General features: G+C 62.8%; 8 protein-coding genes. 7 read left to right on the forward strand and 1 reads right to left on the reverse strand.

Annotated elements, in window-relative coordinates:
- Positions 1–415: 415 nt before the first annotated feature.
- Positions 416–3,274 (forward strand): Rne/Rng family ribonuclease, encoded by a 2,859-nt coding sequence (locus BS629_RS13880; protein ID WP_018241624.1) that lies wholly within the window; start codon positions 416–418, stop codon positions 3,272–3,274.
- Between the two features lie 144 nt (positions 3,275–3,418).
- On the forward strand, positions 3,419–3,529 hold the full coding sequence (locus BS629_RS40225) for a type II toxin-antitoxin system VapB family antitoxin (RefSeq protein WP_018447561.1): 111 nt from the start codon (positions 3,419–3,421) through the stop codon (positions 3,527–3,529).
- Between the two features lie 162 nt (positions 3,530–3,691).
- Here BS629_RS40225 and BS629_RS13890 read toward each other — a convergent pair whose 3' ends face one another.
- A complete protein-coding gene (locus tag BS629_RS13890; protein ID WP_018241623.1) occupies positions 3,692–5,350 on the reverse strand; it encodes an acyl-CoA dehydrogenase family protein in 1,659 nt (552 codons plus the stop codon).
- Positions 5,351–5,529: 179 nt separating this feature from the next.
- Here BS629_RS13890 and BS629_RS13895 point away from each other — a divergent pair, with 179 nt between their 5' ends.
- The 5 genes from BS629_RS13895 to topA all read left to right on the forward strand — a co-directional run bounded on the left by BS629_RS13895 (position 5,530) and on the right by topA (position 12,732).
- The gene (locus BS629_RS13895) at positions 5,530–6,486 is read left to right on the forward strand and encodes an aspartate carbamoyltransferase catalytic subunit (RefSeq protein ID WP_018241622.1); all 957 of its coding nucleotides are present in this window, start codon (positions 5,530–5,532) and stop codon (positions 6,484–6,486) included.
- A complete protein-coding gene (locus BS629_RS13900; RefSeq protein WP_018241621.1) occupies positions 6,483–7,772 on the forward strand; it encodes a dihydroorotase in 1,290 nt (429 codons plus the stop codon). Before BS629_RS13895 ends, BS629_RS13900 begins: the two co-directional genes overlap by 4 nt.
- A 293-nt stretch (positions 7,773–8,065) precedes the next feature.
- Positions 8,066–8,686: a glycerol-3-phosphate 1-O-acyltransferase PlsY gene (plsY, locus tag BS629_RS13905; protein WP_018241620.1), complete on the forward strand. Its 621-nt coding sequence runs from the start codon at positions 8,066–8,068 to the stop codon at positions 8,684–8,686.
- On the forward strand, positions 8,686–9,828 hold the full coding sequence (gene dprA, locus BS629_RS13910; protein ID WP_018241619.1) for a DNA-processing protein DprA: 1,143 nt from the start codon (positions 8,686–8,688) through the stop codon (positions 9,826–9,828). Before plsY ends, dprA begins: the two co-directional genes overlap by 1 nt.
- Before the next feature lie 249 nt (positions 9,829–10,077).
- Positions 10,078–12,732 carry a type I DNA topoisomerase gene (gene topA, locus BS629_RS13915; protein ID WP_018241618.1) on the forward strand — a complete coding sequence of 885 codons (2,655 nt, stop codon included), beginning with the start codon at positions 10,078–10,080 and terminating at the stop codon, positions 12,730–12,732.

Here is a 12,732-nt window from a genome sequence, read left to right on the forward strand (position 1 = left end):
TTGACGGGATAGAGTCGCCGCAAAGGCTGCCAGCCAGATCAGGACCTGGCGCCACACCGGTCATCGTCCGCCGTCTCATGCGCTTAATCCCTAGAACTGGATCCTGATTTTCCGGCTCATTGTCGGAATTCATTGGTGGATCAGCCACCACGCTCTCAGGGAGCAAACTCATCGGACCCGAACGGGTCTTCGTATTTGTCGATCACGCTTGGTTGTTGATGGTTTCGCAGCAGGTTTTATCTGAAGTGTACAGGCCCCGGACCGAAATGGTTCCGGTTGCGGTCTGGCTGCTGCCCTCCCCCTCGCATCAGGCGCGACTTTCATTATCCGGCGCGGCCACTGCGGACCGCATTCTTTCTGTCTCAACAGCAGTCGGGAATGCGCTCTCGCGGCCACGCCGAGGAGCACAGCTTACATGGCAGACAAAATGCTTATCGATGCGTCTCACGAGGAAGAGACGCGCGTCGTTGTTGTTCGCGGGAACCGCATAGAAGAATTTGACTTCGAGTCCCAGCACAAGAAGCAGATCCGCGGCAACATCTATCTTGCAAAGGTAACGAGGGTCGAGCCCTCGCTGCAAGCCGCCTTCGTCGACTACGGCGGCAACCGGCACGGCTTCCTGGCCTTCGCCGAAATCCATCCCGACTATTATCAGATACCGCTTGCCGACCGTCAGGCATTGCTTCGGGCCGAAGCCGAGGAGCATCGCCGCGACGAGGACGTCGAGCATGTCGAAACCGCACCGATGGTCGATCTTTCCAAGCAGGATCAGCCAGATGTCGGCATCGTGCCGGCAGAGGCGCCGGAAACGGCTGCCGTAACGGAAGAGACGGCAGCGGTAGAAGCCGCAGCATCTCCCGCGGCCGCCGAGGAAGCGCCGGCGAAGAAGGCAAGGCCGCGTCGCAGCCGCAAGAAGGCCGTAGAACCGGCCGCCGAAACGACCGCGACCGAAGACGCTGTTCCCACAGACGTTGAAGCCGAAGGCGCGTCGAGCGTCGACAACGAGGATGACGGCTCGACCGGCGGCGCGATGGCCGCGATGGTGGAAACCGACTCGATCTCCGAGGACGTCGATACCAGCAAGCGTCGCCACGATGATGACGACGATGATGACGATCACGGCGAAGAGGAAGTCATCGAATCCGTCGGCGCCGAAGACGCCATGGAAGAAGTGCCGGACCGCGTGCAGCGCAAGCCGCGCAAGCAGTACCGCATCCAGGAAGTCATCAAGCGCCGCCAGATCCTGCTCGTGCAGGTCGCCAAGGAAGAGCGCGGCAACAAGGGTGCAGCCCTTACCACCTATCTCTCGCTCGCCGGCCGCTATTCCGTCCTGATGCCGAACACGGCGCGCGGCGGCGGCATTTCCCGGAAGATCACCAATCCTGCCGACCGCAAGCGCCTGAAGGAAATCGCGCGCCTGCTCGAGGTGCCGCAGGGCATGGGCGTCATCCTTCGCACCGCCGGTGCCAACCGCACCAAGGTCGAGGTCAAGCGTGACTTCGAATATCTGATGCGCCTGTGGGAAAATGTGCGCACGCTGACGCTGGCGTCCACCGCTCCCTGCCTCGTCTATGAGGAAGGCTCGCTGATCAAGCGCTCGATCCGAGACCTCTACAATAAGGATATCAGCGAAGTCATCGTTTCCGGTGAAGAAGGCTATCGTGAAGCGAAAGACTTCATGAAGATGCTGATGCCGAGCCATGCCAAGGTGGTTCAGCCTTACCGCGACATCCACCCGATCTTCTCGCGCTCCGGCATCGAAGCTCAGCTCGATCGCATGTTGCAGCCGCAGGTGACGCTGAAGTCCGGCGGCTACCTGATCATGAACCAGACCGAAGCGCTGGTCTCGATCGACGTCAACTCCGGCCGCTCGACCCGCGAACATTCGATCGAAGACACCGCGCTGCAGACGAATCTCGAGGCTGCAGACGAAGTCGCCCGCCAGCTTCGCCTTCGCGACCTTGCCGGCCTGATCGTCATCGACTTCATCGACATGGAAGAGAAGCGCAACAACCGCGCTGTCGAGAAGAAGCTGAAGGAATGCCTGAAGAACGACCGCGCCCGCATCCAGGTCGGCCGGATCTCGCATTTCGGCCTGCTCGAAATGTCGCGACAGCGCATCCGCGCGTCGGTTCTCGAATCGACCACGCAGGTCTGCTCGCATTGCGGCGGCACCGGGCATGTGCGCTCGCAGTCCTCCGTCGCCCTGCATGTCCTGCGCGGTATCGAAGAATATCTGCTGAAGAACACCACGCACAACATCACCGTGCGCACCACGCCTGACATTGCGCTCTATCTGCTCAACCACAAGCGCCAGACGATCATCGATTACGAAAGCCGTTTCGGCGTCGCTATCGTCATCGATGCGGACGGTTCGGTCGGAGCACAGCATTTCGCGATCGATCGCGGCGAGCCGGTGGAAAACCCGGTCAAGATCGAAACGCTCTTCAACTTCGCAGCCATTCCCGAGGATGACGACGACGACATCGTCATCGAAGTGGATGAGGAGGAAGACGAGGAACTCGAGGAAAAGCCGGCCGTTGCCGAACGGCCCGTCGCAGCACGCTCGGAAGGCGAAGCTGACGGCAACCGCAAGCGCAAGCGCCGCAGGCGCCGCCGTGGCCGCAACGGCAATGCCGAGCAGCCGGCATCGGCAGCAGGCGAAGCCGGCGACGAGGATGAGGACGGTGACGACGAGGGCAGCGAAGGTGATGAAACCACCGAAGCTACGCCCGAGACACGCGCTGAAAGCGAAGAATCGCAGCGCCGCAAGCGGCGCCGTCGCGGCAAGCGTGGCGGCCGTCGCAATCGCGCCGAAGATGGCTCCGAACTGACAGCCGGCGAAGCCGGTGAAGACAATGGCGGCGACGAGGACGAAGGCGACGGCGCTCCGAGCGAAGCCGTAGCGGTCGAGGCGATTGCCGAGCCGGCCGACGAAGGCCAGGCCGCGATGGCAGCCGTCGAGAGCGCAACCGTCATAACCGAAGATGTGAAGCCCGCCCGCAGCCGCGGCCGCCGCAAACCGGCCGCAGCGCCGGTCGAGGAACCGGTTGCCGAGACTTCACCTGTGGCCGAGGCCGAACCGGAATTGGTTGAAGCCTCCGCCGATCTCGAAACATCCGTTCAGGAAGAGGCAAAGCCGGTTCGCGCCAACCGCGAATCCAACATTTCCTCCTCCGAGCCGACGGTGAAATCCACCCGCGTCGAGAATGGCGAAGGCGATGACGGCAAGCCGAAGAAAGCCGGCTGGTGGCAGCGCCGTGGCTTCTTTTGAACGCTGATTTTCGGACGTAAACACTGAAATCCGGCCGCGGCGACGCGGCCGGATTTTCGTTTATGGCGATGACATCGTCGCCGAGCTTGGACCGCCGTGACGTGGATGTGTATCTCTTATGATGATTGCACTTGGGGCGCGATCATGCGGACGAATATCGATATCGATGATGCCTTGCTCGACGCGGCAATGACCGCCACGGGGATTGGCGACAAAAAAGGCCACCGCCGACCGGGCCTTGCGAAGTCTCGTTGAGAGGCACCGCCGGAAAATGCGATCGCAGATCTCGCAGGGATAGATTGGGAACGCGACCTCGGCGCGATACGTCGCGACCGGCCGGAGACGATCTGTGATCGTCGTCGACAGGGCCCGATGGTCGAGCGTCGCGGCCTCGGGACCGCCTCAGCGCACTTGCGATCAGGCCGCCGGCGGATAGAGCAGGTCGACGATGTAGCTGGCGTCGAAGCGGGAATCGAGCATGCCGTAGGTGGAGCGCCAGCCGCCGGCAAGACGCGTCTCGATGAAGGCATCGGCAATGCGCCCAGCGCCCAGCCGATAGAGTTCGGCGGCACCGGCGGCGAGCGCCAGCTGCTCGACGAGCAGGCGGGCGGCGCCCTCATCCTGTTCACAGAGCGCGATTGCGGCGCGCAGCACGTCGATCGTCTTCTTGCCGGCAGGGCCGAGATCGCGGGCTAGGCCGGCGAAGACCGTTTCGAACAGATCCTTGCCGCGGTTGAGCACGCGCAGCACGTCGAGCGCCATGACGTTGCCGGAGCCTTCCCAGATGGCGTTGACGGGAGCCTCGCGGTAATGGCGGGCGATCGGGCGTTCTTCGATGTAGCCGTTGCCGCCAATACACTCCATCGCCTCGTAGATCAGCGCAGGCGCGATCTTGCAGCACCAATATTTGGCGACCGGCGTCATGACACGGGCATAGGCCGCTTCCTCGGCATTGCCGCGCGCCTTGTCGAAGGCGTCGGCTAGACGGAAGGACAGTGCCGTCGCGGCGGCGACGTCGAGCGCCATGTCGGCGAGCACCCTCGTCATGATCGGCTGGTTGACGAGCATCTTGCCGAAGACGCTGCGGCCGCGGGTGTGGTGCACGGCTTCGGCGAGCGAGGCGCGCATGATGCCTGACGAGGCCAGCGCGCAGTCGAGCCGGGTGAGCGTCACCATATCGAGGATCGTGCGGATGCCGGCATCCGGACCACCGAGCAGGAAACCGAACGTGTCAGTAAACTCGACCTCGGAAGAGGCGTTGGAGCGGTTGCCGACCTTGTCCTTCAGCCGCTGGAACTGCAGCCCATTGGCGGAACCATCCTCCAGAAGACGCGGCACGAGAAAGCAGCCCATGCCCTCCTTCGTCTGCGCCAGCATGATGAAGGCATCGCTCATCGGCGCCGACATGAACCATTTGTGCCCGGACAGCCGGTAGATGCCCTCGCTGACCTTTTCGGCAGCACTCCTGTTGGCGCGCACATCCGTGCCGCCCTGCTTTTCCGTCATGCCCATGCCGATGGTCACGGCGGATTTCTGCATGGCGGGCTTGTTCGACGAATCATATTTGCGCGAGAGAATTTTGGGCGCCCAGTCCTTCTGGACCGCGGGCGAGGCCGAGAGTGCCGCAACGGAGGCGCTCGTCATCGTCAGCGGGCAGAGATGGCCGGATTCCAGCTGCGACGTCAGATAAAACCGCGCGGCGCGAACCTTATGGGCCTCGTCCTTGGCATCGGTATCGGCCTGGGGATCCCAGACGGAGGAATGCAGGCCGACCGACATGGAGCGGCGCATCAGCGCATGCCAGGCGGGGTGAAACTCGACGACGTCGACGCGCTCACCGCGCGGACCGTGGGTGCGCAGCTGCGGCGCGCCCTGGTTCGCCATGCGCGCCATCTCCTGCGCCTCCGGCGAGGTGACGTAGCGGCCCATGTTTTCCAGGTCTTCGCGGATGCCGCGTGGCAGGGCCGCCGTCAGGTCGACGATCAGCGGATCGGACCGATAGGCGTTGATGCCGGACCACAGGCTCGGCTGGTTCAGTTCTGCGAGTTTGTCGTCAGTCCGGTTGGCGGAGGTCATAATTCGCTTCTAGTGTAAGAACCCGGCAAAGGGAAACCGGAAGTTATGATTCGGTTCATTCTGCTCTATCGGAATTCGGGCGAAAATGCATGGGGACATAAGCCTTTGCCCACAGCACATGCTTGCCCCGGCGGGCAGCACTCTTTATAGACCCGCCAGAGACAGCAAGAGGCAGGGTCATGGTCTTTTTCCCCCACCGCCACCTCATCGGCATCAAGGGCCTCACCGAGCAGGATATCACCTATCTTCTCGACAAGGCGGACGAGGCCGTCAAGATCAGCCGCCAGAGAGAAAAGAAAACGTCGACGCTGCGCGGGCTGACGCAGATCAACCTCTTCTTCGAGGCATCGACCCGCACGCAGGCCTCCTTCGAGCTTGCCGGCAAACGGCTCGGCGCCGACGTCATGAACATGTCGGTCGGCAATTCCTCGGTGAAGAAAGGCGAAACGCTGATCGACACGGCGATGACGTTGAATGCGATGCGCCCCGATGTGCTGGTGATCCGCCATTCAAGCGCCGGTGCGGCCGCCCTTCTCGCCCAGAAGGTCTCCTGCTCGGTCGTCAATGCCGGTGATGGGCAGCATGAACATCCGACCCAGGCGCTGCTCGACGCGCTGACGATCCGCCGCGCCAAGGGCAAGCTGTCGCGCATCATCGTGGCGATCTGCGGCGACGTGCTGCATTCGCGGGTGGCGCGCTCCAATATCCTTCTGCTCAACGCGATGGGCGCCCGCGTGCGTGTCGTCGCGCCTGCGACCCTCCTGCCCGCCGGCATCGCCGAGATGGGCGTCGAGGTCTTTCATTCGATGCAGGAAGGGCTGAAGGACGCCGACGTCGTGATGATGCTGCGGCTGCAGCGCGAGCGCATGTCCGGTGCCTTCGTGCCTTCGGTGCGCGAATACTATCACTTCTACGGGCTCGACGCCGAAACGCTGAAAGCGGCGAAGGACGACGCGCTGGTCATGCATCCCGGCCCGATGAACCGCGGCGTCGAAATCGCTTCGGAAGTGGCGGACGGGCCGCAGAGCGTGATCGCCGAACAGGTGGAGATGGGGGTCGCGGTGCGCATGGCAGTCATGGAGACGCTGCTCGTCTCGCAGAACCAGGGTCCCCGAAGCGATGGAATGATGGCATGAGCAACCCGATCGTCCTCAAGAACGTCCGCATCATCGATCCGTCGCGCAATCTCGACGAAGTCGGGACGATCATTGCCGAAAACGGCGTGATCATTGCCGCCGGCGGCAAGGCGCAGAACCAGGGTGCACCGGAAGGCGCCGTCATCCGCGACTGCACGGGCCTTGTCGCCACGCCCGGGCTCGTCGACGCGCGCGTCCATGTCGGCGAACCCGGCGGCGAGCACCGCGAAACGATCGCCTCGGCGAGCCGGGCGGCGGCGGCCGGCGGCGTCACCTCGATCATCATGATGCCGGACACCGATCCTGTTATCGACGACATTGCGCTCGTCGAATTCGTCAAGAAGACGGCGCGGGATACGGCCGCCGTCAACGTCTATCCGGCGGCCGCCATTACCAAGGGCCTTGCTGGCGAGGAGATGACGGAGATCGGCCTCTTGATGCAGGCAGGCGCCGTCGCCTTTACCGATGCCCATTCCAGCGTCCACGACACGCAGGTGCTGCGCCGGATCATGACCTATGCGCGCGAATTCGGCGCCGTCATCTCCTGCGAAACGCGCGACAAATATCTCGGCGCCAACGGCGTCATGCATGAGGGGCTTTTCGCCAGTTGGCTCGGGCTCTCCGGCATTCCAAGGGAAGCCGAGCTCATCCCGCTCGAACGCGATCTCAGGATCGCGCAGCTGACGCGCGGCCGTTATCACGCCGCAATGATCTCGGTGCCAGAATCGGTCGAGGCGATCGAACGCGCCCGCAGTCGTGGCGCCAAGGTGACCTGCGGCATCTCGATCAACAATCTGGCGCTCAACGAAAACGACATCGGCGAATACCGCACCTTCTTCAAGCTCTATCCGCCGCTGCGCCCGGAAGATGACCGGGTGGCCATGGCCGACGCCCTTGCGAGCGGCGCGATCGATATCATCGTCTCCTCGCACGACCCGCAGGATGTCGATACGAAGCGCCTGCCCTTTGGCGAGGCGGAGGACGGCGCGATCGGCCTCGAAACCATGTTGGCGGCAGCCCTCAGGCTTCACCATGGCGGCCAGGTGAGCCTGATGCGCCTGATCGACGCCATGTCCACCCGCCCCGCGCAAATCTTCGGCCTGGCGGCCGGCACGTTGAAGCCGGGCGCTGCGGCCGATATCGCGCTGATCGATCTCGATGAGCCTTGGCTTGTCGCCAAAGACATGCTTCTCTCCCGCTCGAAGAATACGCCGTTCGAGGATGCGCGTTTCAGCGGGCGGGCGGTCGCGACGTACGTCTCGGGAAAGCTTGTCCACGCACTCTAGAGCAATTCCTGATTTCTCTGAGTGACGGAAATGCTCTATCTTTTTGTTTTTACGCAATTCGGCACGCAAAACCGCTGCGCAGTTTTGCTGGAATTGCTCTAGAATTGGATGATTTTGGGCCTGGTCGGCCTAAAATCTGAATCCTGTTCTAAATTAAATAGTTAGAGCATGATGTCGTCCGAATACCGCTCACAGTTTTCGGCATCATGCTCTAGGATCGACACCATCGCCGTCCATCCCCCAGCGGGAGAAGGTTGACTCGAGGATAGGCCACGGAGGGGCTGAGGGGGCATATGTTATCCAATCTCATGTCATGGCAGATCACGCTGCCGATCGCGCTTGCCGCCGCCGTTATCGGCTATCTCTTCGGGTCGATACCCTTCGGCCTGATCCTCACGCGTGCCGCCGGCCTCGGCGACGTGCGCAGCATCGGCTCCGGCAATATCGGCGCAACCAATGTGCTCAGAACAGGAAACCGGACGCTCGCCGCGGCGACGCTGCTGCTCGACGCGCTGAAGGCATCGGCCGCAGCCTGGATCGTCGGCTATTTCCTCGGTGAGGAGGCAGCGATCATCGCCGGCTTCTTCGCCTTCATCGGCCATCTCTTCCCGGTCTGGATCGGCTTCAAGGGCGGCAAGGGTGTCGCCACCTATATCGGTACCCTGCTCGGCGTCGCGCCGATCATGGTCGTGCTCTTCGCCGCCGTCTGGCTAGCGGTCGCTTTCACCACCCGCTACTCCTCACTGTCAGCGTTGGTTGCCATGCTTGTCATTCCGGTTGCACTGTGGATACTGGGCAACGAAAAGGTTGCGGCAGTGATGGCGATCATGACCCTCATCTCCTACTGGAAGCACAAGGCGAATATTTCGCGCCTGATGAGCGGGACGGAAAGCAAGATCGGGGCAAAGGGATAATGGATGCGCTGAGCGCCGGACCAAAAGGCGTTGTTCTGACCGAACGGCAAAGAATTGCCTGGTTGCGCCTCATCCGTTCCGACAATATCGGCCCTGCCACCTTTCGCGACCTCATCAATCATTTCGGTTCGGCCGAGGCAGCACTTGCCGCACTGCCGGAGCTATCGGCGCGTGGCGGCGCCACGCGGGCAATCCGCATCGCCAGCGAGGCCGAGGCACATCGGGAACTCGAGGCGGCGCGTCGCTTCGGCGCCCGCTTCGTCGGCATCGGCGAGCCGGACTACCCGCAAGCTCTGAAGCAGATCGACGGCGCGCCGCCGCTTCTGGCCGTCAAGGGCGCGCTTGCCGCCGCCAAGCGACCGGCCGTCGGCATCGTCGGCTCGCGCAACGCCTCGATCGCCGGTGCGAAATTCGCGGCGATGGTGGCACGCGACTGCGGCCGGGCTGGATATACCGTGGTCTCCGGCCTGGCGCGCGGCATCGATACATCAGCCCACCGGGCGAGCCTCGACACAGGCACGATCGCGGCGCTCGCCGGTGGCCTCGACCAGCCCTACCCGCCGGAGAATGTCGGCCTACTCGAAGAGATAACCGACGGCAACGGCCTGGCGGTGAGCGAGATGCCCTTCGGCTGGGAGCCCCGCGCCCGCGACTTTCCGCGCCGCAACCGGCTCATCGCCGGCATCGGGCTCGGCCTCGTCGTCATCGAAGCGGCATCGCGTTCGGGCTCGCTGATCACGGCACGGCTTGCCGGCGAGTTCGGCCGTCTGGTGTTTGCCGTGCCCGGCTCACCGCTCGATCCGCGTTGCCATGGCACCAACGGCCTGCTGAAGGACGGTGCTTCGATCGTCACCGCACCCGCCGATGTCATTGAGGCCCTGGCGTCGCTTGCGCAATTCGACCTGTTCCCGTCATCGATGGCGGAAGAGCCTGCGCGTGACGGCAAGTCGATATCGGTGCCACCCGGCGATTCCGATCGAAACCGCATCATCGATGTGCTCGGGCCGACGCCGGTCGAGATCGACGACGTCATCCGCCATACGGGCCTGTCGGCATCCGCGGTCTATCTGATCCTTCTGGAGCTTGATATTGCCGGCAGGCTGCACCGGCAGCAGGGCGGCCTCGTCTCGCTTTCCGATTGAACCTTGCGCGACATCAGGCGGCGGCTACGCGAATTGCCGAACCCTGTATCGAAAAACCTTTGATAACCTATCTAAAATTGTATTTTCCCGATAATCTCCCCTCGGCTGCAACAGATGCAAGAGGTAAAATTGTAGCAAACCCCTTGACCGCGGCGATTTCCCTGTCCATGTCGGAGGGCCGATATCCAAGTTGCGGTATGTGTTGCGCTGGTTTCAACGCTGGCGTCGCTTCCTTTTTAGAGAATCATCATGAATGTTGTAGTGGTGGAATCGCCTGCCAAGGCCAAGACGATCAATAAGTATCTGGGTCCGGGATACAAAGTGCTCGCCTCCTTCGGTCATGTGCGCGATCTGCCTGCCAAGGATGGCTCAGTCCTCCCCGATCAGGATTTCGAAATGCTTTGGGAGGTCGACAGCGCCTCCGCCAAGCGGATGAAGGACATTGCCGACGCGGTGAAATCCGCCGATGGCCTGTTTCTCGCAACCGACCCGGATCGCGAAGGCGAAGCGATTTCCTGGCACGTTCTCGACATGCTGAACAAGAAGCGCGTGCTGAACGGCAAGCCGGTCAAGCGCGTCGTCTTCAATGCGATCACCAAGAAGGCGGTGCTCGACGCGATGGCCGATCCGCGCGACATCGACGTGCCGCTGGTCGACGCCTATCTCGCGCGCCGCGCGCTCGATTATCTCGTCGGCTTCAATCTTTCGCCAGTGCTCTGGCGCAAGCTGCCCGGTGCGCGGTCGGCCGGCCGCGTTCAGTCTGTGGCGCTTCGCCTGGTCTGCGACCGCGAATCCGAGATCGAGCGCTTCATTTCCGAGGAGTACTGGAACATCTCGGCGCTTCTGAAGACGCCGCGCGGCGACGAGTTCGAGGCAAGGCTGGTTTCGGCGAACGGCAAACGTCTGCAGCCACGCGCGATCGGCAACGGCGAAGATGCCGGCCGGCTGAAGGCATTGCTCGAAGGTGCGAGCTATGTCGTCGATACGGTCGAGGCGAAGCCGGTCAAGCGCAACCCCGGACCGCCGTTTACGACCTCGACGCTGCAGCAGGCCGCCTCCTCCAATCTCGGCTTCTCCGCCTCACGCACCATGCAGATTGCCCAGAGGCTCTATGAGGGAGTCGATATCGGCGGCGAGACGGTCGGTCTCATCACCTATATGCGAACCGACGGCGTTCAGATGGCACCCGAGGCGATTGATGCGGCGCGCAGCGCCATCGTCGACCAGTTCGGCGAACGCTACATGCCGGAAAAGCCGCGCTTCTACTCGACCAAGGCGAAAAACGCCCAGGAGGCGCACGAGGCGATCCGCCCGACCGATTTCTACCGCTCGCCCGACCGTGTGCGCAAATTCCTCGATGCCGACCAGATCCGGCTCTACGAGCTGATCTGGAAGCGCGGCATCGCCAGCCAGATGGCGTCTGCCGAGATCGAGCGCACGACGGCTGAAATCACCGCCGACAACAAGGGTGAGAAGGCCGGGCTTCGCGCCGTCGGCTCCGTGATCCGCTTCGACGGCTTCATCGCCGCCTATACCGACCAGAAGGAGGATGGCGAGCAGAGCGACGATGGCGACGAGGATGGCCGCCTGCCGGAGATCATTGCGCGCGAAACGCTCGCCAAGCAGAAGATCAATTCGACCCAGCATTTCACCGAGCCGCCGCCGCGTTATTCGGAAGCCTCGCTCATCAAGAAGATGGAAGAGCTCGGCATCGGCCGCCCCTCCACCTATGCTGCGACCCTCGCGACGCTGCGCGACCGCGACTATGTGACGATCGACAAACGCAAGCTGATCCCGCAGGCCAAGGGCCGGCTGGTGACGGCTTTCCTCGAAAGCTTCTTCACCAAATATGTCGAATACGACTTCACCGCCGACCTCGAGGAAAAGCTCGACCGGATTTCGGCCGGCGAGCTGAACTGGAAGCAGGTGCTGCGCGATTTCTGGAAGGATTTCTTCGCCCAGATCGAGGACACCAAAGAACTGCGCGTCACCAATGTGCTCGATTCACTGAACGAGGCGCTGGCACCACTCGTCTTCCCGAAACGGGAAGACGGCAGCGATCCCAGAATCTGCCAAGTCTGCGGTACCGGTAACCTGTCGCTGAAGCTTGGCAAATACGGCGCCTTCGTCGGCTGTTCGAACTATCCGGAATGCAACTACACCCGCCAGCTCTCTTCTGAAAACGGCGGAGACGCAGACGGCGCAGCACTTAACGAGCCGAAGAACCTCGGCACCGATCCGACCACCGGCGAGGAGCTGACGCTGCGTTCCGGCCGCTTCGGCCCCTATATCCAGCGCGGCGACGGCAAGGAAGCCAAACGCGCTTCGCTGCCGAAGGGTTGGAAGCCCGAGGACATCGACTATGAAAAGGCGATGGCGCTGATCTCGCTGCCGCGCGATATCGGCAAACATCCAGAATCCGGCAAGATGATCTCGTCCGGCATCGGCCGCTATGGGCCGTTCCTCCTGCATGACGGTTCCTATGCCAATCTGGAAACCGTCGAGGACGTGTTCTCCGTCGGCCTCAACCGCGCCGTGACTGTTATCGCCGAAAAGGCAAAACAGGCCCCGGGCCGGGGCGCGCGCGGCACGCCGGCGGCGCTGAAGACACTCGGTGATCATCCAGATGGCGGCGCCATCACCGTGCGCGACGGCAAGTACGGCCCCTATGTCAACTGGGGCAAGGTCAACGCCACACTGCCGAAGGGCAAGGATCCGCAGGCGATCACCGTCGAGGAGGCGCTCGCGCTGATCGCCGAAAAGGCCGGCAAGGCACCTGTGGGCAAGGCGGCCAAGGCGAAAGCCAAGCCGAAGGCGGCAGCCGCCGACGCCAAGGCCACCAAGACGGCCGCCAAGCCGAAGGCAACGAAGGCGAAAGCGCCCGCGAAATCGAAAAAGAGCTGA

The sequence above is a fragment of the Rhizobium leguminosarum bv. viciae USDA 2370 genome (assembly GCF_002008365.1).
GTDB lineage: Bacteria > Pseudomonadota > Alphaproteobacteria > Rhizobiales > Rhizobiaceae > Rhizobium > Rhizobium leguminosarum.